Consider the following 22,622-nt stretch of genomic DNA (forward strand, 5'->3'; position numbering starts at 1 on the left):
GATGAGAACTAACGGAATTAACCGAGAATTTTTTCCAGTTCGGCGCGAACGTCCGCCACCGCTTTGGTGCCATCAACTTTCGCGTATTGGGTATTTCCCGCTTCAGCTTCTTTCTGATAGTAGCCGATCAGCGGAGCCGTCATCTGATGATATTCAACCAGACGCTTACGCACGGTCTCTTCCTGGTCGTCTTTACGGGTGGTCAGCTCTTCGCCGGTCACGTCGTCTTTGCCTTCGACTTTCGGCGGATTAAATTTGATGTGATAAACGCGGCCGGAAGCAGCGTGAACGCGACGACCGATGATGCGGTCAACGATCAGTTCATCAGGAACATCGAATTCCAGTACGTAATCTACGGCAATGCCCGCTTCTTTCATGGCGTCAGCCTGAGGAATGGTGCGCGGGAAGCCGTCCAGCAGGAATCCGTTGCGGCAATCTTCCTGAGTGATACGCTCTTTCACCAGGGCGATAACCAGTTCGTCGGTGACCAGCTTACCGGCGTCCATAATATCCTTCGCCTTTTTGCCCAACTCGGAGCCTGACTTCACCGCGGCACGCAGCATGTCGCCGGTGGAGATTTGCGGAATACCGTATTTCTCCATGATGAACTGAGCCTGAGTTCCTTTACCCGCGCCCGGAGCGCCAAGCAGAATAATACGCATTACGAAAATCCCCTCAAAAGTTGATTCAATATTTCAAAAAACGCTAAACCATACCACCAGAACGCGGATGGCTCAAGGAAGGCGGGGCGGCTGAAACGGTTAATGGTGAGATATTTTACGTAGAGTGCGTTTTGTTGCCCTCATTCCGCTCCTCTCCCGCAGGGCAAGGAAGAAAACACGCGCCGGAGCCAGCAGGGGAACAGGGAGAAGCAGGCTAAACGATGACAGCCTCCGCGCCAGCATGTCAATGCCGGGCAAGTCCCCTCTCCCTGACAGGGAGAGGGTGAGGATGAGGCTGAGGGGAAAGATTACGACGCCAGCAGCTGGTTCATGCGGCGAATAAACTGGTTCGGATCTTCCAGCGTACCGCGCTCGGCCAGCAGCGCCTGATCGAGAAGCAGCTCAACCCACTCGCCGAATTGCGCATCATCCTGAGTGTCCGCCGCGCGTTTTACCAGCGGATGCAGCGGGTTCAGTTCGAAGATGTACTTCACTTCCGGCGCGGCCTGGCCCGCAGCGGCAAACAGTTTCGCCATTTGGGTGCTCATTTCATCCGCGTCGGTGGTAACGATGGCCGGCGTATCGGTCAGACGATGGGTCAGGCGAACCTCTTTCACCCGGTCGCCGAGCAGCGTTTTGGCTCGCTCAACGAACGGCTCCAGCGCCTTCTCAGCTTCTTTTGTGGTTTCATCCACTTCGTCCGTCAGCTTATCCAGCGACTCATCGGCTTTCGCCACCGACTGGAACGGCTTACCGTCGAACTCGGTCAGATAGCTCATCATCCACTCGTCGATGCGATCGGAAAGCAGCAGCACTTCAATGCCTTTCTTACGCAGCAGTTCCAGATGCGGGCTGCTCTTCGCGGCGGCGTAGCTGTCGGCGGTAATGTAGTAAATCTTCTCCTGCCCTTCTTTCATGCGGGAGACGTACTCTTCCAGCGACACGGTCTGCGCGGCGGAATCGGTATGGGTACTGGCGAAACGCAGCAGTTTAGCAATGGTCTGCTGGTTAGCGTGGTCTTCCGCCGGGCCTTCTTTCAGCACCAGGCCAAACTGCTGCCAGAAGGTCTGATATTTTTCCGCGTCGTCTTTCGCCAGTTTTTCCAGCATCTGCAGGGCGCGCTTGCTCAGCGCAGTGCGCAGATTGCGGGTCACGCTGCTGTCCTGAAGGATTTCACGCGACACGTTCAGCGGCAGATCGTTGGAGTCGACCAGGCCGCGGACGAAGCGCAGGTAGTTCGGCATAAACTGCTCAGCGTCATCCATGATGAAAACGCGCTGTACGTACAGCTTCAGGCCGTGTTTATGGTCGCGATTCCACATATCCCATGGCGCCTGCGACGGGATATACAGCAGGCTGGTGTACTCCTGCTTGCCTTCAACGCGGTTGTGGCTCCAGGTCAGCGGATCGCTGTAGTCATGGGCAATATGCTTATAAAACTCGTTGTACTCGTCGTCTTTGATTTCCGACTTATTGCGCGTCCACAGCGCCTGGGCTTTGTTAATTTTCTCCCAGGTAATGACGGTTTCACCGTCCACTTCTTCGCGTTTTTCAATTTCCACCGGCAGCGCGATGTGATCGGAGTATTTGCTGATGATCGAACGCACGCGCCAGTCGTTGAGGAAATCATCCTCGCCTTCGCGCAGGTGCAGCGTGATCTCGGTACCGCGATCGGCTTTGTTAATGTCGGCAACGGTATATTCGCCTTCGCCAGCGGACTCCCAGAATACGCCATTTTCTGCGCTATCTCCCGCCGCGCGGGTACGTACGGTGACTTTATCGGCGACAATAAACGCTGAATAGAAGCCCACGCCGAACTGGCCAATCAGTTGGCTGTCTTTCGCCTGGTCAGAGCCCATGGACTCAAGGAATGCTTTGGTGCCGGACTTGGCGATGGTGCCGAGATGGTCAATCACTTCATCGCGGTTCATACCAATGCCGTTATCGGCAATGGTCAGGGTGCGGTTGTCTTTATCAAATGAAACACGCACGCGCAGTTCGCCGTCGCCTTCATACAGATCCGGCTGGGACAGGGCGCGGAAGCGCAGCTTGTCGGCCGCATCGGAGGCGTTGGAAATCAGCTCACGCAGGAAAATTTCTTTGTTGGAATAAAGAGAATGGATCATCAGGTGCAGAAGCTGCTTAACCTCTGACTGAAAACCACGAGTTTCTTGTCCTTTCATCTAAATCAACCTCAACAATGCCATTGTTAATGGTAAAAAAACCGTTGAGGGTGAGATGGGGACAAAGGAAGACGTTTTCAAGCGGAGGCCCCGAAAAGCGCCTCCGTTTGATTAAAAACGAATCTTATGCCGTCCGGCAAGAGAGTGTGACAGCGTTGTGCCGTCAACCATTTCCAGCTCGCCGCCGACCGGTACGCCATGAGCGATACGGCTCGCCTCTACGCCATACTGCGCGCAAAGCTCGGCGATATAGTTCGCGGTCGCCTCCCCTTCAACCGTTGGGTTGGTTGCGAGGATCACTTCCTGCATCGATTCGTCACGCAGACGCTGCTCCAGGCGATCGAGTCCAATGTCATCCGGCCCGATGCCGTCAAGCGGCGACAGATGGCCCATCAGCACAAAATAACGACCGGAAAACTGCCCGGTCTGCTCGATAGCGTAGATATCCGCTGGGCTCTCTACCACGCAGATCTGGCCGTTTTCCTTCCGCCGAGGGTTGCTGCAAATATTGCATACCTCCTGCTCGGTGAAGGTGCGGCAATCGGCGCAGTGGCCGATTTCCGACATCGCGCGCGTCAGCGCCTGCGCCAGGCGCATCCCGCCGCTGCGATCGCGCTGCAGCAGGGTAAACGCCATGCGCTGCGCCGACTTCGGGCCGACGCCCGGCAGGCAGCGCAGTGCTTCCATAAGCTGCGTTAACAGCGGACTGGTTTGCATCAGAACGGCATCTTAAAGCCTGGCGGCAGCTGCATACCTGCGGACACAGACGCCATTTTTTCTTTCTGCGTCTCTTCGATGCGGCGGGCGGCGTCGTTAAACGCGGCGGCCACCAGATCTTCCAGCATCTCTTTGTCGTCTTCCAGCAGGCTCGGGTCGATCTCAACGCGGCGGCAGTTATGCGCGCCGTTGATGGTGACTTTGACCAGGCCTGCGCCGGATTCACCGGTCACTTCCAGTCGAGCGACTTCTTCCTGCATCTGCTGCATTTTTTCTTGCATCTGCTGGGCCTGCTTCATCAGGTTACCCAGACCGCCTTTTCCACCAAACATAGGCTTCTCTCTCAGTAGGTCATCGTTAAGGATGCTGACCGCAAGTCAGACTTGCAATCAAATGGGGCGAATACTCTCTTCATCCAGGTCCGCATCGAAAAATCGACGCAGCGTCTGAATGTTATTATCCGCAATAATCGCTTCACGCGCCTGCGCGAGCTTTTCTTCATAAATTGCCTGCCGCCACTCAAGCGGCGTGCGCATCGCGGGATTATCATCTTCCACGATGGTCAATTCAACCGGCGTACCGTACAAAATACCGAGCGCTTCCGCCAGCTTTTGCTGCGCGCCCGCCGAATTCAGATGCCGCTGGCTCGGGCGAAGATGCAGGCAGACGCGGTTGCCCTCCTGCTCTTTCCAGGCATTGAGGGCGACCTGCTCCACCAGCTTTGGCACCGCAAGCCGGCTGACTTCCGCCGCCCAGCTATCGCGCTCGACCGCTTCAATAGCCAGTTTTGCCGCCAGTTCCGGCGTTTTTTCATGCTCCAGCGCTTTTTTGAGCGCCTTCGGCGTCGCCACTTCTTCTTTCACGGTTTCAACAACCGTCGTCGATTTCCAGCGATAAGCTTCTTTTTTCGCCGGCGCTTTTTCCAGCGCAGCAGCAGCCGGACGCGCCTGTACGCGTTCAGTAATCGAACTCAGTCGTTCCAGCGCAGCGTTATTCACCGGCCGCGCGCGGGAAGCGGCTGCCGGTTCACTCTTTTTTGGGGTGGGCGCTCCCTGGCTGCGCTGCAGTTGGCTACGTGCCGCCAGCACCTGGCTGGTGGTCTGCGGCAAATTCTGCGGCGGCGGCGGCGGCGGCGGCGGAGCGGATGCCGGGGCGGACTGCTGTGCAGGGGCGGCCTGAATAGCCTGCGCCGGCGGCGCCTCCGGTTCCGGCAGCGGCATACGCGGATGGAACGCCAGCGCACGCAGAAGCGTCATCTCAACGCCCATCCGGCGATCCGGCGCGTATGGAAGCTCTTTACGGCCAATTAATAACGTTTGATAGTACAGCTGAACATCGGTAGGCGGCACCGTCCGCGCCAGCTCGCGCATGCGTAGCTCTATCGCGGCCATATCCGCCCCCAGCGCCGACGGCGACAGCTGAACCATTGCAATGCGATGCAACAGGCTCTGCATTTCCACCAGCAAAGCCTCCCACTCCACGCCGCGAGCGGCAGCTTCATTGACGCCGGCCATGACGCGTTCGCCATCGGCGGCCACCAGCGCTTCAATCAGCGAGAGCGCCTGATCGTCGTCAAGCGTACCGAGCATGGTGCTAACGGATTCAGCCGTCAGACGGCCGTCGCCGCTGGCGATAGCCTGATCGGTCAGGCTTAATGCATCGCGCAGGCTGCCATCCGCCGCGCGCGACAGCAGCTGCAGCGCGCGCGGTTCGAAAGCGATCTGCTCGACGCCGAGGATATGCTCAAGCTGATGGCGAATCTGTTCGACATCCAGCGCCTTAAGATGGAACTGCAGGCAGCGGGAAAGAATGGTCACCGGCAGCTTCTGCGGATCGGTGGTCGCCAGCAGAAATTTTACGTGCGCCGGCGGCTCCTCCAGCGTTTTTAACAACGCGTTGAAGCTGTGGCGCGAAAGCATATGGACTTCATCGATCAGATAGACCTTGAAGCGACCACGGGCCGGCGCGTACTGAACGTTATCCAGCAGATCGCGGGTATCTTCGACTTTGGTACGCGAAGCGGCATCGATCTCTATCAGATCGACAAAGCGCCCCTGTTCTATTTCACGGCAGTTATCGCAGACGCCGCATGGCGTGGCGGTAATACCGGTTTCACAGTTTAATCCTTTTGCCAACAGACGTGCGATAGAGGTTTTACCCACGCCGCGGGTGCCGGAAAAGAGATAGGCATGATGAATGCGCCCTAACGACAAGCCGTTCGCCAGTGCGGTCAGCACATGTTCCTGGCCGACGACGTCAGCAAAGGTTTGTGGGCGCCATTTACGGGCTAAGACCTGATAACTCATGGGCTGGCTCTGAAACGCTGGAAGGTGAAATCACGAGGGGGTCATGCTATCACAGCCCCGCTCAATCAGCGAGGCTATGTGGAGGGATTTGCTTAGTGACCCGGGAAAGGGACCAGGCTATAGCAGTTAATTCCCAGTTTTTCCAGACGCTGCTCGCCGCCCAGATCGAACAGATTGATAATAAAAGCCGCATCGTGCACTTCACCGCCCAGGCGACGGATAAGCTTCACGGTGGCGTCGATGGTGCCGCCGGTTGCCAGCAGATCGTCAACCACCAGGACTTTATCGCCTTCTTTGATCGCATCGACATGGATTTCCAGCTGATCGGTGCCGTACTCAAGCTCGTAGCTTTCTGCGATGGTCTCACGCGGCAGCTTACGCGGCTTGCGTACCGGAACAAAGCCTACGCCCAGCGCCAGCGCAACCGGTGCGCCAAACAAGAAGCCACGCGCTTCGGTGCCCACCACTTTGGTAATACCCGCGTCTTTATAACGCTCGGCCAGCAGTTCAATGCTGAGCGCATAGGCCTTCGGGTCTTCCAGCAAGCTGGTGACATCACGGAAAAGGATGCCAGGTTTCGGATAGTCCTGGATGCTTTGGATGCTGTTCTTCAGATATTCAAGCTGCTGTGCTGTTGCGGTCATAAGTGTATGCCTGATTAAAACGGTATTACTCACGGGCATGCCAAATGGGCCAAAGAAACATTTGTTTAACCTTTGACCAAGCTTACCCGCGCTCGAAAACGCCAGAATTTACTGGCTGTCAGCGACAATTGCAACCATCATTATTGCGCATCAGTGCTTTTGTTGCTTTGCATCAACCACCGGAATGCGCCACATAAATATCAGCAGACAGGCCAGAATGATCAGCAGCAAGATGCGCACCCAGGTAAGATTAACCAGCCACAGGGAAATAGCAAAGGTCAGCAAAATCATCGCTATCGCGCGCGGCTTCGCTCCCGGCGGCATGGCGCGGTATTTCTGCCAGTGACGCAGGTAACCGCCAAACCATGAGCGGTACAAAAGCCAGTGGTGAAAACGCGGCGACGAGCGCGCAAAGCACCAGGCGGCAAGCAGGATAAAAGGCGTCGTCGGCAGTAGCGGTAAAAATACGCCCAGCGTTCCCAGCGCTACCGCCAGCCAGCCAATGATGATCAAAATAATACGTGGCATAATGCGAATCGTTATCAAGAAGATAACGCTAATGTAGCACAGTTGCTTATCAGGGGATGGAGGAGTTATTTGAAAACCACCCGGCTTTTACATTCGTTGGAAAATCAGCTTGCGGAGCTGGCCGTCCGGGTAGCGCCAATGGCGAATCACGCGACCCTCAGCCCGCGTTTCGATCGCCAGCTGTTTCGGACCCGCAGCACGCAGATGCAGGCTTATCTCAATGAGGCCAGCGATCGTTTAACGGAGTTAAAGCTGGCGGTCGAACGCCAGCAGCTCCCCCAGGTTGCCTGGCTGGCGGAACATCTTGTGGCCCAAATCGCCGCCATTAGCCGGGAAACGGCCACCTGGTCGTTACGCGCCTGGGATAGCGCTTCGCCGACGCTTAGCCGCTGGCAGCGCCGGCGTATCCAGCATCAGGAATATGAGCGGCGTCTGCTGGCCATGCGCAACGATCGCCAAAGACAGCTGGCGCAAGTCACATCTCTTGATGAACAGCAGCGGCTGGCAAAAGAAGTTGACGCCTACGCCGCACGCCTTGCCCGCTGTCGCGACGCGCTGGAAAAAATTGAAAACAGGCTGGCCCGATTAACACGTTAAGTGGAGGAAGAAAGATGTCGCTGGAAAATGCGCCTGACGAGGTCAAGCTGGCCGTCGATTTAATCATGCTGCTTGAGGAAAATAATGTCCCTGCGCAAACCGTGCTAGCTGCGCTGGAGATTATCCGTCGCGATTATGAAAACAAAGTAAAAAGTGCGGAAGAGGCCTCGCAAAAAGCGCCGGAGTAGCCTGTTGCCGGATCGTTGGGGGTGGCAGAGTCATCGCCTGCCCTTACCAAAACGGATAAATGCTCATGGAAAGATTCTCACGTACGCCGCACGATGCCATCTTTCGTCAAATGTTGAATCAGAAAGAGGTCGCCCGCGATTTTTTACAGCCTTACCTCCCGGCGCAGTTTTTAAGTATCTACGATCTTAGTACGCTGCAGCTGGCTTCAGGCAGTTTTATCGAAGAAGACCCTGCGCTCCAGCTACTCGGATATACTTTACTCTCTGCAAACGCGGCACGGCGCCGGATATATCTATGCGCTGATTGAACATCAAAGCTCTCCGGACAAGCTCATGGCTTTTCGCCTGATGCGCTATACGCTCGCAGCCATGCAGCGTCACCTTGATGCTGGCCACGATACGTTGCCCCTTGTGGTCCCCATTCTGTTTTATCACGGCGCCGTCAGTCCCTGGCCGCATACGCTCAACTGGCATCATCTCTTTGACCATCCTGAGCTTGCCAGCGCGCTGTACGGCGGTGATTTTCCACTGGTGGACCTGACCGTTATGCCAGGTAATCAATTCATCCTCCACCAGCGAATGGCGATGCTGGAACTGTTGCAGAAGCATATCCGCCAGCGCGATCTGGCCGAATTGCAACCGATACTGGTTGCGCTGCTGGCGCAAGGATATCTCATGGAAACCCAGATCAATACCCTAATCAGCTATATGCTGCAGGCGGGTATAACGGAAAAGCCCGGACCCCTTATTCGCGAACTGGCGAAGCAGTCGCCCAGGCACAGGGAGCTACTGATGACGATTGCCGAATGGCTGGAAGAGAAAGGTCGTAAAAAAGGGAGAAGAGAAGGCAGACTGGAGAGTCGACAGAAAGGCCGTAAAGAAATCTCGCACAGCATTGCGCTGAAAATGCTCGCCAGCGGGCTGGATCCTAAGATGGTGATGGAGCTGACGGGTCTGAGCCAGGAAGAACTCTCCTCGCTCAGCCATTAAAATCTGCGGGGCGGGTATTTACCGCCCCGCCATGCTTAGCTCATCGCCGGAGTGGTATCGTCGCCTTTATCCCGCTTCACCTCGGTGACTTCATCGCCCTTCTCATTGCGAAGATGAACCTCCAGCTGGTTAAAGGCGATATCAATATTGTTCTCACGACACAAACGATCGATCGCCCGGTTAAGCTCATCCACCGCATAGCTGCGATCGCGAAGTTCGCGCACGTATAGTCGTAGTTCATGATCGAGCGTACTGGCGCCGAAAGTGGTAAAGAAAACCGATGGCGCGGGCTCTTGCATCACTTTCGGATGCTCGTGCGCGGCCTTAAGCAGCACTTCTTTAACCTTATCCAGGTCAGAACCGTACGCTACGCCAAGGCGGATGACAACGCGGGTGACGGTATCGGAGAGCGACCAGTTAATCAGACGCTCAGTCACGAAGGCCTTATTGGGGATAATCACCTCTTTACGGTCAAAATCGGTGATGGTCGTGGCGCGAATGCGGATTTTGCTGACGGTGCCGGAGAAGGTGCCAATGGTCACCGTATCGCCAATGCGCACCGGGCGCTCAAAGAGAATAATCAGACCGGAAACAAAGTTACCGAATATTTCCTGTAAGCCGAAACCTAAACCAACCGACAGCGCCGCTGCCAGCCACTGTAGTTTATCCCACGAGACGCCCAGAGCGCCAAATACCGTCATCGCGCCAATAACAATAATGGCGTAATTAAGGATTGTCGTAATGGCATAAGACGCACCCTGGCGCATATTTAGTCGGGACAGCACCAGCACTTCCAGCAGTCCCGGCAGGTTGCGAATTAACGCCCAGGCAACCATCGAAGCGACAATCGCGAACAGCAGGCTCCCCATGGTAACGCTTTTCACGGCGCTAACCCCGGCTTCGGTACCGTTGTAATGCCACAGCGTAATACTATCGAGATAGGCGAAGACGGTGATGAGATCCGACCAAATCGCCCAGAACAGGACCGCAAACAGCGCGATCATCACCAGCATCGTAATACGCAGCGTTTGCTGGTTAACCTGCTCCAGAGCAATTGTCGGTTCTTCCTGCGGCTCAGCCCCTTCAGCCCCCTCTTTAACCAGATGCTGACGACGCGCCAGCGCGCGGCGCCAGGCAATACGCCGCGCGGCCACGCTCAGGCCGCGCAGCACGGTCTGATACAACAGGTTCCACAGCATCACCAGATAAACGGTTTCAATCCAGCGGCCAGCCAGACGCAGCGTCGTATAGAAATAGCCGGTTGCCGTCAGCACCATCAGGGCGATGGGAACGATCGATAGCACGGTAACGGTGATAAGGCGCAGGCTATGAGATTCTTTATCACGCCAGCTTTCGCGGCACATCGGCAAGACAAGCACCGCGATCAGCAACAGGTTGAGGAAAATAACGAACTGCCCGAGAACGTCATCCATCAGGTGCAGCGGCGACAGTTCCGACATCACCGACCAGAAGTTGAGCGGCAGCAGCGCAAGGCTCACGCGAACAATCTGCCGCCGCCAGTGGCTGGTTAGCTGTGACGGCATATTAAAGTGGCTCACCGCCACGCCGTCTTTTTCCAGCACTTTCCAGCACAGGCCAAACACCAGCCAGAATAGCGCCAGCTTCTTGCTATAGGCCCACAGAAGGTCGCTAATATTCAGCTGCATCGTCAGCAGAATCAGACCGACGGCGAGTATGACCAGCACCACAGGCAGCGCCCGAATCAGATCGATAAGAATCGCTTTCGGCGTGTGGAGCTGCGTATCGTTGCGCAGTTGCCCCACCTGCGACGCCAGCTTAGCCTGATACGCTTTCAGCCAGTTCAGCCGCCAGCGAATCAGACCGGCAATCAGCAGCAGCGGCAGGCCGGCCAGAAAAGCGATAAATACCGCAGGCCAGGCCTTTTCCCAGTTTACGGTGATTTTCATCGCCTTAAACTGTCCTTTCAGCGCCTCCGGGAAGGCTTTAAACCACTCCCAGTCCATCGGGCGGTTGCTATTTACCCAGAAAATCTGCTGCGTCAGGATGGCTTTCAGGTTGGTTGACACGCTCATTAGCTGCTGCTGATTGATTTGCAGGTTAATCGCCATCATCAGCTGGTTGCCGAGCTGTTTATTAAACTGATCGAGCAGTTCCCGGCGCATATCAACAATCTCAAGAAGCGCATCATGCACTTCGGGATTCACCTCGCTGCTATGCCCCTCCTCCAGCTTCGCGACATACGCATCGCTCTGGAATAGCGCATCGCGCTGCTGGTTGACCTCGAACTGCTCAAGGCGCAGGTCGGCGATGCGGTTGGTCATGTCGCTCAGCTCCTCCGCAGAGGGCAGCGTTTGCTGTTGCTGATAAAGGATTCGCGACAGCAGCAGGCTGCCTTTCAGCACGGAAATCTGCTCTTTAATATCGCGCTCGGATTGCAAAGCACGATCGAGCCAGGTCTTCACTTTGATGTTGCGCTGAACCAGCTGATTACCCGTTTCCGTTGCCGAAATGAGCCTTTCGCTCAGTTGGTGATTAATGTCCAGCTCCTGCTTGACCAGCGGGTTTGCCTGAATACGGGCCGTTTCGTCCGGAGAAACCGCTTCCTGAGCCGTCTTTTCCGTCAGCGTCAGGCGCTTGCTATTCACCGCTTCCTGCAACAACTGAAGCTGATGCTCCAGTCGATTACTGTAAGCGGTGATGTAGTCACGCTGCTTTTGCAGGGTATCCTGCAGCACCGTGTTGCCTTCCAGGCTTTTACGCTGTTGATCTATCTGTGCATTCAGCAAGGCCTGCTGCGCCAGCAGCAAATTCTGCTGGGTAGGACGTAGCGCCTCTTCGCCCGTAGTCGTGCCATTCAGACGATTACGGATCTGCTGCAGCTGCTGAGAGGCGGAATACATCGCATTCTGCACGCGTTCCGGCTGCGTCTGTAGCGAAACAAGCTGACTATTATAAGTCGCCAGATCGTTTTGCGCGTTTTGCAAATCGTCCAGAGTCTGAGAGACGCGCGATTCCAGCTGGCGCAGCGACAAGGTGCTCAGCGTTTTACGCGTCGCCTCGTCGTTGGGGACATCGCTTAGCGCGTTCAGGCTATCGATAGCCTGATTCATTTTCGCAGGCGCCTGAGCGACCTGCTGGCGCAGCTGCGTCGTTTCCGACTTTATGCGCTCAATTTTATCGAGCGTTTCCAGCGTCTGAGTCAGGTCCTGCTGAACCAGCTTGTCCTGGGGAGTCAAATCTTTTTGCTTGTTCAGGGTCGTGAGCTGGCTCTGGACCTCGGAGCGTTCAGGTAAATCAGCCGCCAGCGCCGAATTAACGCTAATACAGCCGATAAAAAGCATCAGGGTAAGAACTACAGCAGAGAGGGCATTTCGCCAACGGATAGTATGCAGCATAGTGTTAACATGAGTGATTGCAAAAGCCGGAGAATACCGGGGATCGTCGCAGCGCGAAGAATAGCACTTCTGTTATCACTAAAATAGCGGCGGACAGCAGGAATCATTCCTCTGGTGTCCGCTAGCCGGGTTAAGCGTCCAGTCCTTCAGAACTGCGCAGAGAGGGGCAAAATTGATACATTTCCAGCAGGACTTCGACATAATCCCGCGCTTCTTTTTGCAGATCAAAGGCGTTCGGCGCCAAAAGCCAGTTCTCCATCAGGCCGGAAAGATAGCTGCGCATTAGGATCGCCGCCCGGCGGGTTAATAAATTGGCGGGTAGCATCTTCGCGACAATGCACTCCTTTAATGTTTGTTCGATACGGTCGTAGCTCTCAAGGCAAAGAATGCGCTGCGCTTCTTGCAGCGTGACCATCTCACCGACGAATTCACATTTATGAAAGATGATTTCCATCATCAGCCGTCTGCGTTTTTCTGTCACAGTGGCTTCAAGGATATACACTAAGATCTCTCGCACAACTGACAGTGGATCGTTGGGGAATTTTGCCCGATACTCAACTTCGAGATCGTTAATATTGGCTTCTGACAGTACCCATATTTCATTAAATAAGTCCGATTTATTTTTGAAATGCCAATAGATAGCCCCCCTCGTCACACCGGCAGCTTTTGCAATTGCGGCCAGCGAGGTGGATGATACGCCTTGCTGCGAAAACAAACGCAGAGCAACATCCAGAATATGTTGCCGGGTCTCAAGCGCCTGTTGTTTGGTTTTTCGTGCCATAGGTCGATGAGTTTACAGAGGTTACGTTTACATACATTTGTGAATGTATGTACCATAGCATGACCATAATAGAAACACAGCAGTGGGTTTGTGGTCGATTGAGCCACTGAACAATTTGAAATTGGACACTCGAGGTTTACATATGAACAAAAACAGAGGGTTAACGCCTCTGGCGGTCGTTCTGATGCTCTCAGGCAGCTTAGCGCTAACAGGATGTGACGACAAACCGGCTCAGCAAGGAGCCCAGCAAATGCCGGAAGTCGGTATTGTGACGCTCAAATCCGCTCCTCTACAAATTACTACTGAACTGCCGGGCCGTACCAGCGCCTATCGCGTTGCGGAAGTTCGTCCTCAGGTCAGTGGCATTATTCTGAAACGTAACTTCACCGAAGGCAGCGATATCCAGGCTGGCGTGTCTCTTTATCAAATCGATCCGGCAACCTATCAAGCCACCTATGAAAGCGCGAAAGGCGATTTAGCCAAAGCGCAGGCTGCCGCCAATATGGATCAGCTGACGGTTAAACGTTACCAGAAACTGTTAGGCACTAAGTACATTAGCCAACAGGATTACGATACTGCCGTAGCCACGGCTCAGCAGAGCAACGCTGCCGTCGTCGCCGCTAAAGCCGCAGTTGAAACCGCGCGCATCAATCTGGCCTACACTAAGGTGACCTCCCCGATCAGCGGCCGCATTGGTAAATCCGCGGTCACGGAAGGCGCGCTGGTGCAGAACGGCCAGACTACTGCCCTGGCGACCGTGCAACAGCTTGATCCTATCTACGTGGATGTAACTCAATCGAGCAACGATTTTCTGCGTCTGAAACAAGAGCTGGCTAACGGCAAACTGCAGCAGGAAAACGGTAAAGCGAAGGTTGAACTGGTCACTAACGACGGTTTGAAATACCCGCAGAACGGTACGCTGGAGTTCTCCGACGTTACCGTTGATCAGACCACCGGTTCTATCACGCTGCGCGCGATTTTCCCGAACCCGGATCACACTCTGCTGCCCGGCATGTTCGTTCGCGCGCGCCTGGAAGAAGGCGTAAATCCTGATGCGATTCTGGTTCCGCAGCAGGGCGTAACCCGTACCCCGCGCGGCGATGCCAGCGCGATGGTTGTCGGCGAAGGCGATAAAGTCGAAGTTCGCCAGATTACCGCTACTCAGGCGATTGGCGATAAATGGCTGGTCACCGAAGGGCTGAAAACTGGCGATCGCGTCATTATTAGCGGTCTGCAGAAAGTCAAACCAGGCGTACAGGTAAAAGCGCAGGAAGTCGTTTCTGATGAAAAACAGCAAGCCGCAGGCAACGCTCAGTCAGAACAAACCAAGTCTTAACTTAAACAGGAGCCGTTAAGACATGCCTAATTTCTTTATCGATCGCCCCATATTTGCCTGGGTGATCGCCATCATCATTATGCTGGCTGGGGGGCTCTCGATCCTCAAGTTGCCAATAGCGCAATATCCGACGATTGCGCCGCCGGCAATTTCCATCACGGCCATGTACCCCGGTGCCGACGCAGAAACCGTGCAGAACACCGTGACTCAGGTTATCGAACAGAACATGAACGGTATCGATCACCTGATGTACATGTCTTCAAATGGCGACTCCACCGGTACAGCAACCATCACTCTGACCTTTGAATCCGGTACCGATCCGGATATTGCTCAGGTACAGGTTCAAAACAAACTGGCGCTGGCGACACCGCTGCTACCGCAGGAAGTACAGCAGCAGGGTATTAGCGTTGAAAAGGCATCCAGCAGCTTCCTGATGGTTGTCGGCGTTATTAATACTAACGGCACTATGAATCAGGATGACATTTCTGACTATGTTGCCGCCAACATGAAAGATGCGATTAGCCGTACCAGCGGCGTTGGTGACGTGCAGTTGTTTGGTTCCCAGTACGCTATGCGTATCTGGATGGACCCAAACAAACTTAATAACTTCCAGTTGACGCCGGTTGACGTTATCAGCGCCCTGAAAGCGCAGAACGCCCAGGTTGCAGCAGGACAGTTAGGCGGGACGCCCCCGGTGAAAGGCCAGCAGCTGAATGCCTCCATCGTGGCGCAGACTCGTCTGACCAATACTGAAGAGTTTGGCAACATTCTGCTGAAGGTTAACCAGGATGGCTCCCAGGTTCGTCTGCGCGATGTCGCGCGCATTGAGCTGGGTGGTGAAAACTATGACGTTATCGCGAAGTTTAACGGTCAGCCAGCTTCTGGTCTGGGTATTAAACTGGCGACCGGCGCGAACGCGCTGGATACCGCAAACGCCATTCGCGCCGAACTGAAGAAAATGGAGCCTTTCTTCCCTTCTGGCCTGAAGATTGTTTATCCGTATGACACCACTCCATTCGTGCAGATCTCCATTCACGAAGTGGTAAAAACGCTGGTTGAAGCCATCATCCTGGTGTTCCTGGTAATGTATCTGTTCCTGCAGAACTTCCGCGCCACCTTGATTCCGACGATTGCCGTGCCGGTCGTACTGCTGGGGACGTTCGCCATCCTCGCGCTGTTCGGTTTCTCGATAAACACGCTCACCATGTTTGGTATGGTGCTCGCCATAGGCTTGCTTGTGGATGACGCCATCGTGGTGGTGGAAAACGTCGAACGTGTAATGGCAGAGGAAGGGCTACCGCCGAAGGAAGCCACGCGTAAATCGATGGGCCAGATTCAGGGCGCACTGGTAGGTATCGCGATGGTGCTTTCTGCGGTGTTTATCCCGATGGCCTTCTTTGGTGGTTCCACCGGTGCGATTTACCGCCAGTTCTCGATCACCATCGTCTCCGCGATGGCGCTGTCGGTGCTGGTCGCTCTGATTCTCACCCCGGCGCTTTGCGCCACGATGCTGAAGCCAATTCAAAAAGGCAGCCATGGCGCAACCACTGGCTTCTTCGGTTGGTTTAACCGCATGTTTGATAAGAGCACGCATCACTATACCGACAGCGTAGGCAACATCCTGCGTAGTACCGGTCGCTATCTGGTGCTGTACCTGATCATCGTTGTGGGAATGGCCTGGCTGTTCGTTCGTCTGCCAAGTTCGTTCCTGCCAGACGAAGACCAGGGCGTATTCCTGAGCATGGCCCAGCTGCCTGCAGGCGCAACTCAGGAGCGTACCCAGAAAGTACTGGATGAGATGACCAATTACTATCTCACCAAAGAGAAAGATAACGTTGAATCGGTATTCGCCGTAAACGGTTTTGGTTTCGCGGGTCGTGGACAAAACACCGGTATCGCGTTCGTCTCTCTGAAGGACTGGAGCCAGCGTCCAGGCGAAGAGAACAAAGTTGAGGCGATTACCGGCCGCGCGATGGGCTATTTCTCGCAGATCAAAGATGCAATGGTCTTCGCCTTTAACCTGCCGGCAATTGTTGAACTCGGTACCGCAACGGGCTTTGACTTCCAGCTGATCGACCAGGCTGGCCTGGGCCATGAAAAACTGACCCAGGCACGTAACCAGCTTTTTGGAATGGTTGCGCAGCACCCTGACGTATTGAGCGGCGTTCGTCCAAACGGCCTGGAAGATACTCCGCAGTTCAAAGTGGATATCGATCAGGAAAAAGCGCAGGCGCTTGGCGTGTCTATCAGCGACATCAACACGACGCTTGGCGCGGCATGGGGTGGTAGCTACGTCAACGACTTCATTGACCGTGGCCGCGTGAAGAAAGTGTATATCATGTCCGAAGCGAAATACCGCATGCTGCCAGAAGACATTGGCAACTGGTACGTACGCGGTAGCGATGGACAGATGGTACCGTTCTCCGCCTTCTCAACCTCGCGCTGGGAATATGGCTCGCCGCGTCTGGAGCGCTACAACGGTCTGCCATCGATGGAAATCCTCGGCCAGGCGACACCAGGTAAGAGTACCGGTGAAGCGATGAACCTGATGGAAGAGCTGGCGGGTAAACTGCCTGCCGGTATCGGCTATGACTGGACGGGTATGTCATATCAGGAACGTTTGTCAGGTAACCAGGCGCCAGCGCTGTACGCTATCTCGCTGATCGTCGTCTTCCTGTGTCTGGCGGCGCTGTACGAGAGCTGGTCAATTCCATTCTCGGTCATGCTGGTCGTTCCGCTCGGTGTTGTGGGGGCGCTGCTGGCTGCCACCTTCCGAGGATTGACTAACGACGTTTACTTCCAGGTTGGTCTGTTGACCACTATCGGCCTGTCGGCGAAGAACGCGATACTGATCGTTGAATTCGCCAAAGACCTGATGGATAAAGAAGGCAAAGGCCTGATTGAGGCAACGCTTGAAGCCGTTCGTATGCGTCTGCGTCCGATTCTGATGACCTCCCTGGCGTTTATCCTCGGCGTAATGCCGCTGGTTATCAGCTCCGGCGCAGGCTCCGGCGCGCAGAATGCCGTAGGTACTGGCGTAATGGGCGGGATGATTACCGCGACGGTTCTGGCGATTTTCTTCGTGCCGGTATTCTTCGTGGTCGTGCGTCGCCGCTTCAGTAGGAAAAATGAGGATATTGAGCACAGCCATCCGGTTGAGCATCATTAATCTCTCCATTAAGGGCCGCATTCGCGGCCCTTTCACTTTGTCTCACTTTAAAACGCACGGATTGTGATTGTTTATTTTATAACCTGAGATATAATATTTAATGATGATTACCGCTGCTTATCTATGATCTTTTTTCACTGACTTTACTCCCTCAACTTCACACTAAGAATATTCTCAATCACTGACATTATGTATGGTTGTATCACCGTGTCAGCTAAACGCACGGGCTAACCCGATGATATATAAGGTCAGTCTTCGATTTTTCCGTTGTAGTTAAAGGCACGATATAATAAAGACCGAGGCATTTAAGATAAATTGACCGCGTTAATTGTAATTTTTCGTAATAGCACGATGAAATCTTTTTAAGAGTGGATTATAGTTAAAGAGCAAGATTACAATGTATGTGTCAGGTCTGTTAGTCGTGTTCATCCCACAACGGTGTCGATAGTCGTCGTTAAACCACTAAAAAGGGGGATGCGTTATGGACGAATACTCGCCAAAAAGACATGATATTGCGCAGCTTAAATTTCTCTGCGAAACCCTGTATCATGACTGTCTTGCAAACCTGGAAGAGAGCAACCATGGCTGGGTTAATGACCCAACCTCTGCTGTCAATCTTCAGCTTAATGAATTGATCGAGCACATTGCCGCGTTCGCACTTAATTATAAAATTAAGTATGCTGAGGATAATAAGCTGGTGACTCAGCTTGACGAATATCTGGATGACACTTTCGTGTTGTTCAGCAACTACGGCATTAACACTGCAGATCTGCAGAAATGGCGTAAATCAGGCAACAGGTTATTCCGCTGCTTTGTGAACGCCAGTCGGGAAAACCCGGCCAGTCTTTCTTGTTAATATTATTACAATCAAAAGGTGAATTTATGTCTGATAAAACATTAACCAAAATAGACTATTTGATGCGCTTACGACGTTGTCAGACAATTGATACGCTGGAGCGCGTAATTGAAAAAAATAAATATGAACTTTCTGATAATGAACTGGCGGTATTTTACTCAGCAGCCGATCATCGTCTTGCTGAACTGACGATGAATAAACTGTATGACAAGATCCCGCCATCGGTCTGGAAATTCATCCGCTAATTATTTCAAATGAAAGCCCGAACTCTTGTGCCGAAAACGCCCTTCCCTCATGCTGCTAATAAATGCGACACCGGTCACAGAAGCTGTTTCCGTACCTGTATGAAACCGGTTTCTTTTTTATACTGTGGCGGCCTACAATGAGGAAATAAGGGAAGCCTCCATGAGTGAAGAAAAACAAAAAATGATTGCCGGTGAGCTGTATGTGTCAGGTGACGCTGAGCTAAAGGCCGACCGTCTACTGGCCAGACAACTGTTGCATCGTTACAATCATTCAGCGCCTGAAGAGCGTGAATTAAGAAAAGCATTACTGACGGAACTGCTAGGCCACGCAGGCGACGCTTATATCGAACCCACTTTTCGCTGCGATTACGGCTACAATATCTTCCTCGGGAAAAATTTCTACGCCAACTTTGATTGCGTGATGCTGGATGTGTGTCCGATACATATTGGCGAAAACTGCATGCTGGCGCCGGGTGTGCATATTTATACCGCAACGCATCCCCTTGACCCTGTTGAACGAAATAGCGGTAAAGAGTACGGAAAACCCGTCACTATTGGCCACAATGTGTGGATTGGCGGCCGGGCCGTAATTAATCCTGGCGTGACTATCGGCGACAATGCCATCGTGGCTTCCGGTTCCGTAGTGGTGAAAAATGTGCCAGCCAACGCCGTCGTCGGCGGAAACCCGGCTCAAATCATAAAAATGCTGGAGAGCGAAAAACGGTAACTGTTATGCTTTTCCGCAACCAATCTGTTACTTTTCCCACGGATTTACGCAACATAAAATAGCCTTCAGGCTGAGCCCAACGCGCATCTGTTCGTCGCGTCTGCATAGGGGCTCATGGCAGAATTTGGGGAATAAAATGACAGAAATACAGCGGCTGCTGAAAAGCACCATTGATGAGCTTAATGTACAAGAGAAGCGCGATAACCGTCCGCGCTTTAGCATAAGCTTTATTCGCAACCATCCATGGCTTTTTGTCGCGATGTATGCGGCTTTCCTGGCAACGCTCATCGTGATGCTGCGTTCTGAAACGCTGGTAGATTCAGTCTGGCTATTAATCGTACTATTTGTTCTGCTGAACGGCTTCTTTTTCTTTGACGTTTACCCGCGCTATCGCTATGAAGATATTGATGTTCTGGACTTCCGCGTTTGTTATAACGGGGAGTGGTACAACACTCGATTTGTTCCCGGTCAGCTCATCGAACGAATCCTTCAGTCGCCGCGCGTTGATGGCGAGCAGAAAGCTCAGCTGCAAAAAATGATCGCCACCAAAGGCGAACTCTCATTTTACGATGTCTTTTCCCTTACCCGCATCGGTGCTGCGCAATAAGGCGATCCAGCGTCCGTATCGCAGAAGGAAAGCGTGATGCGGACGTATTACCGTAGCCCAGAACAAAGCCGCTTCTCGCCTTTTTTTCATTCAGATAAAAACGGCTTAATGCGCCGGGCGCGAGCTGAAACCGCCGGGCCTGCTGCACAACAGCTTCATCATCAACGTCTTCGACGACGACAGTCAGGTGTAACCCCCCCTCGCCGCCTGATATTTCATAAGGGTGAGTAAGCTCTGCCGCCAGCGTTTCCCGCAGCTGCTGCTGGCGTTTGCGATACAAGCGGCGCATAGCGGCAAGATGACGCGCGTAGTGCCCCTCTTCGATAAACAGCGCCAGCGCCCGCTGTTCAGCACGATGACCGCCCCGTAACAGTGAACCAATCGCGCCTCTTGCGGCATCCGCCAGCCCCTCCGGCATCACCATAAAGCCAATACGCAGCGCGGGAAAAAGCGTTTTGCTGAATGTCCCCAGATAAACTACCGGCGCCTGCCTGACCATTCCCAGCATGGCGGGAATCGGTTCACCGCTATAACGAAATTCACTATCGTAATCATCCTCGATAAGCCAGGCGTCATGACGGCGGGCGTATTCCAGTAAAGCCAGTCGCCGCCCGGCGCTCATCACCGTACCGCAGGGGTATTGATGGGACGGTGAAGTAAAGATTAATCGCGGTGCTGCGCTATCATCATCGGTATCGAACCGCATACCCTCTCGATCGACGGGTATACCCTTGATGTGAAGCCCGGCTTTAAGAAACATGCTTTTTGCCCCTAAATAGCCGGGTTCTTCCACCCATGCCGTCTCCCTGGCAACGCTCAGCAGATGCGTACATAAATCAACGCCTTCCAGCGCTCCTTCCGTAATCACAATTTGCCCGGCTTTGCAGCGGATGCCCCGGGAGAGCGCCAGATGACGGGCAATCGCTTTGCGCAATACAAGTTCCCCCTGCGCATCGCCGTAGCCCAGCAATGCGCTTCCCTCCTCGCGCAATACCCGGTCAAGGAGTCGACGCCAGATAGCAAGAGGAAAGTAGTTAACCGCAGGCATTCCCGGCGTAAAGAGCAGCGTGGGCGAATCACGACGCGTGGCGGCGGGTAATCCCTGAAGGTACTCAGGGAGCACAATCACGCGCGCCGCAACCTCCTCTTCTCCCTGCGACTTCAAAAGCGCGGCGTATGTCCCCTGGCGGCTACGCAGCAGATACCCCTCCATCGCCAGCTGCTCCAGCGCGCCGTTGACGGTATTGCGCGATAGCTTCAGACGCTGCGCTATAGCCCGTGAACCTGGCAGGCGGCTACCGCCCGCCAGCGTACCTTGCAAAATGGCCGCTCGCAGACGGAGATAGAGCGTGCGCTGCAGGGTTTCACGCCCTCTGTCGCACAGCGCCTGCTCCAACAGAGTAAAAAAAGCATCATCAGGAATATTCATTTTGGCTCCTCGTGGTACTACGAAAATATACTCTGATGGCCCTTTTTTATGGAACCAATAAGCGCTTAATCTCACAGCATTCGTCCATAGAAGGAAATCCTGATGAGCCATCTTAATCAATACGATCAGCCCGTTGGCACCGCCCTGCCCGACTGGCAGCCCTGTCCACATCCTGAAAGGGTGAACCTGCAGGGCCGCTTTTGTCGGCTAGAGCCTTTGCGCTCCACGCATGCCGGCGCGCTGTTTGACGCCCACCGCTTAGCCCCGGATACCCGAAGCTGGACATGGCTGCTGCGCGAACCGGACAGCAGCGTAGAGGAGTACCGCGCATGGATTGAGAGCGTTTCCGGGCAGAACGACCCCATTCACTTTGCGGTGATCGATAAGCAAACAGACCAGCCCGTGGGCTCACTGGCGCTGATGAGAATTGACGCTAACAACGGCGTTGTTGAAGTCGGCCACGTTCACTTCTCGCCTTTACTGAGCCGGACCGCAATGGCCACCGAGGCCCACTGGCTGCTGATGGATTACGTCTTTGATACGCTCGGCTATCGGCGCTACGAGTGGAAATGTAACAGTCTCAACGAACCGTCACGCCGGGCGGCGCTGCGGTTGGGATTTCAGTATGAGGGGCAATTTCGTCAGGCGCTGGTGATAAAGGGCCACAACCGCGATACCGACTGGTTTTCCATTATTGATTCCGAGTGGCCACAGATAGACAGGGCAATGCAGCAATGGCTGGCCGCCGACAACTTCAGCGCCGACGGCCAGCAGTTACGTACGCTGGGGAGCTTTCGTTAACGTCTTTTCTTGCGTCCCTGCACGGCTTTAAAGCGGGGATTGCTTTTGCAAATCACGTATAGCCGCCCCTTGCGCTTCACGATCTGGCAATCCGGGTGGCGTTGTTTCGCGCTACGCAATGAGTTTAGCACCTGCATTATTTGTCCCTCTTCGCATCAATAAAGCCGCCAAAGCGCTGACGGAAACGCGCGGTACTACCTTCGTTGTTGAAGGCCTTCTGCTTACCGGTGTAATACGGATGCGATTTGGACGATACATCAAGCGTCACGTAGGGGTACGTCTCGCCCTCCAGTTCGATCTCACGCTCGGTTCTGATAGTAGAACCGACCTTAAAGTATTCGTTGGCGCTGGTATCGTGAAAAACCACCGTACGATAATGCGGATGAATATTGGGTTTCATAGCGACCTCAATCATTATGTTATAACATAACAATATCGTACACCGTGTAAAGACAAAGATCAACCCTGAGAATGAGAAG

22 protein-coding genes, 1 pseudogene and 1 other annotated feature are annotated in these 22,622 nt (G+C 54.1%); of the genes and pseudogenes, 10 read left to right on the plus strand and 13 right to left on the minus strand.

The genetic code is table 11. The features are described 5' to 3' along the window. Positions 1-17: 17 nt before the first annotated feature. From adk to ABLV11_RS00665, 7 genes are all read right to left on the minus strand, one after another. The gene (adk, locus tag ABLV11_RS00635; protein WP_004099679.1) at positions 18-662 is read right to left on the minus strand and encodes an adenylate kinase; all 645 of its coding nucleotides are present in this window, start codon (positions 660-662) and stop codon (positions 18-20) included. Between the two features lie 308 nt (positions 663-970). Beyond that, complete coding sequence (htpG, locus tag ABLV11_RS00640; RefSeq protein WP_004099677.1) at positions 971-2,845, minus strand: molecular chaperone HtpG; 1,875 nt, start codon at positions 2,843-2,845, stop codon at positions 971-973. A gap of 111 nt (positions 2,846-2,956) precedes the next feature. Continuing rightward, positions 2,957-3,562, minus strand: a complete 606-nt coding sequence (gene recR, locus ABLV11_RS00645; RefSeq protein ID WP_004099675.1) for a recombination mediator RecR — start codon at positions 3,560-3,562, stop codon at positions 2,957-2,959. Beyond that, positions 3,562-3,894: a YbaB/EbfC family nucleoid-associated protein gene (locus ABLV11_RS00650; protein WP_004099673.1), complete on the minus strand. Its 333-nt coding sequence runs from the start codon at positions 3,892-3,894 to the stop codon at positions 3,562-3,564. Before ABLV11_RS00650 ends, recR begins: the two co-directional genes overlap by 1 nt. A gap of 57 nt (positions 3,895-3,951) precedes the next feature. After that, positions 3,952-5,868 (minus strand): DNA polymerase III subunit gamma/tau, encoded by a 1,917-nt coding sequence (dnaX, locus tag ABLV11_RS00655; RefSeq protein ID WP_195438923.1) that lies wholly within the window; start codon positions 5,866-5,868, stop codon positions 3,952-3,954. Next, positions 4,555-4,619, minus strand: a sequence feature (DnaX frameshifting element). (Overlaps the previous gene by 65 nt.) 92 nt (positions 5,869-5,960) lie before the next feature. After that, positions 5,961-6,512, minus strand: a complete 552-nt coding sequence (gene apt / locus ABLV11_RS00660; protein WP_004099669.1) for an adenine phosphoribosyltransferase — start codon at positions 6,510-6,512, stop codon at positions 5,961-5,963. Between the two features lie 150 nt (positions 6,513-6,662). After that, positions 6,663-7,040 (minus strand): DUF454 family protein, encoded by a 378-nt coding sequence (locus tag ABLV11_RS00665; protein WP_004099668.1) that lies wholly within the window; start codon positions 7,038-7,040, stop codon positions 6,663-6,665. Between the two features lie 69 nt (positions 7,041-7,109). Between ABLV11_RS00665 and priC the strand changes: the two genes are divergently transcribed. From priC to ABLV11_RS00680, 3 genes and pseudogenes are all read left to right on the plus strand, one after another. Continuing rightward, positions 7,110-7,637, plus strand: coding sequence for a primosomal replication protein N'' (gene priC, locus ABLV11_RS00670; RefSeq protein WP_023329380.1), 528 nt, complete (start codon positions 7,110-7,112; stop codon positions 7,635-7,637). A gap of 14 nt (positions 7,638-7,651) precedes the next feature. Next, on the plus strand, positions 7,652-7,825 hold the full coding sequence (gene rsmS, locus ABLV11_RS00675) for a pleiotropic regulatory protein RsmS (RefSeq protein WP_073970796.1): 174 nt from the start codon (positions 7,652-7,654) through the stop codon (positions 7,823-7,825). A gap of 65 nt (positions 7,826-7,890) precedes the next feature. Beyond that, positions 7,891-8,815, plus strand: a pseudogene (locus tag ABLV11_RS00680) (Rpn family recombination-promoting nuclease/putative transposase). A 35-nt stretch (positions 8,816-8,850) separates the two neighbouring features. On the opposite strand, the gene mscK reads toward ABLV11_RS00680, so the two are convergent. Then, positions 8,851-12,192: a mechanosensitive channel MscK gene (gene mscK / locus ABLV11_RS00685; protein ID WP_126488648.1), complete on the minus strand. Its 3,342-nt coding sequence runs from the start codon at positions 12,190-12,192 to the stop codon at positions 8,851-8,853. A gap of 130 nt (positions 12,193-12,322) precedes the next feature. After that, entirely contained in the window at positions 12,323-12,973 is a 651-nt protein-coding gene (gene acrR, locus ABLV11_RS00690; RefSeq protein WP_004099655.1) for a multidrug efflux transporter transcriptional repressor AcrR, read from the minus strand. 142 nt (positions 12,974-13,115) lie between these two features. On the opposite strand from acrR, the gene acrA reads away from it, so the two are divergent. The 5 genes from acrA to maa all read left to right on the plus strand — a co-directional run bounded on the left by acrA (position 13,116) and on the right by maa (position 19,306). Continuing rightward, on the plus strand, positions 13,116-14,309 hold the full coding sequence (acrA, locus tag ABLV11_RS00695; protein WP_004111040.1) for a multidrug efflux RND transporter periplasmic adaptor subunit AcrA: 1,194 nt from the start codon (positions 13,116-13,118) through the stop codon (positions 14,307-14,309). A gap of 22 nt (positions 14,310-14,331) precedes the next feature. Then, the gene (acrB, locus tag ABLV11_RS00700) at positions 14,332-17,478 is read left to right on the plus strand and encodes a multidrug efflux RND transporter permease subunit AcrB (protein ID WP_004099650.1); all 3,147 of its coding nucleotides are present in this window, start codon (positions 14,332-14,334) and stop codon (positions 17,476-17,478) included. 481 nt (positions 17,479-17,959) lie between these two features. Continuing rightward, a complete protein-coding gene (tomB, locus tag ABLV11_RS00705; protein ID WP_004099648.1) occupies positions 17,960-18,334 on the plus strand; it encodes an Hha toxicity modulator TomB in 375 nt (124 codons plus the stop codon). A gap of 26 nt (positions 18,335-18,360) precedes the next feature. Continuing rightward, a complete protein-coding gene (locus tag ABLV11_RS00710; RefSeq protein WP_004099646.1) occupies positions 18,361-18,579 on the plus strand; it encodes an HHA domain-containing protein in 219 nt (72 codons plus the stop codon). Positions 18,580-18,739: 160 nt separating this feature from the next. After that, the gene (gene maa / locus ABLV11_RS00715) at positions 18,740-19,306 is read left to right on the plus strand and encodes a maltose O-acetyltransferase (protein WP_023320460.1); all 567 of its coding nucleotides are present in this window, start codon (positions 18,740-18,742) and stop codon (positions 19,304-19,306) included. Here maa and ABLV11_RS00720 read toward each other — a convergent pair. Further along, entirely contained in the window at positions 19,275-19,412 is a 138-nt protein-coding gene (locus ABLV11_RS00720) for a hypothetical protein (protein ID WP_224226357.1), read from the minus strand. The genes maa and ABLV11_RS00720 overlap by 32 nt on opposite strands. Before the next feature lie 30 nt (positions 19,413-19,442). On the opposite strand from ABLV11_RS00720, the gene ABLV11_RS00725 reads away from it, so the two are divergent. After that, complete coding sequence (locus ABLV11_RS00725) at positions 19,443-19,913, plus strand: YlaC family protein (RefSeq protein ID WP_004099643.1); 471 nt, start codon at positions 19,443-19,445, stop codon at positions 19,911-19,913. Here the strand turns inward: ABLV11_RS00725 and ABLV11_RS00730 are convergent. After that, a complete protein-coding gene (locus ABLV11_RS00730; RefSeq protein WP_126488646.1) occupies positions 19,888-21,342 on the minus strand; it encodes a PLP-dependent aminotransferase family protein in 1,455 nt (484 codons plus the stop codon). The two genes, ABLV11_RS00725 and ABLV11_RS00730, sit on opposite strands and share 26 nt — an antisense overlap. Before the next feature lie 102 nt (positions 21,343-21,444). Here ABLV11_RS00730 and ABLV11_RS00735 point away from each other — a divergent pair, with 102 nt between their 5' ends. Beyond that, positions 21,445-22,143 carry a GNAT family protein gene (locus tag ABLV11_RS00735; protein WP_004099639.1) on the plus strand — a complete coding sequence of 233 codons (699 nt, stop codon included), beginning with the start codon at positions 21,445-21,447 and terminating at the stop codon, positions 22,141-22,143. Here ABLV11_RS00735 and ykgO read toward each other — a convergent pair. Beyond that, a complete protein-coding gene (ykgO, locus tag ABLV11_RS00740) occupies positions 22,140-22,280 on the minus strand; it encodes a type B 50S ribosomal protein L36 (protein WP_003859006.1) in 141 nt (46 codons plus the stop codon). The genes ABLV11_RS00735 and ykgO overlap by 4 nt on opposite strands. After that, positions 22,280-22,543, minus strand: coding sequence for a type B 50S ribosomal protein L31 (locus tag ABLV11_RS00745; RefSeq protein WP_004099638.1), 264 nt, complete (start codon positions 22,541-22,543; stop codon positions 22,280-22,282). The genes ykgO and ABLV11_RS00745 overlap by 1 nt, the downstream gene beginning before the upstream one ends. Positions 22,544-22,622: the final 79 nt, after the last annotated feature.

This window comes from Klebsiella sp. GW_Kp181 (assembly GCF_040062315.1).
GTDB classification, from domain to species: domain Bacteria; phylum Pseudomonadota; class Gammaproteobacteria; order Enterobacterales; family Enterobacteriaceae; genus Klebsiella; species Klebsiella oxytoca.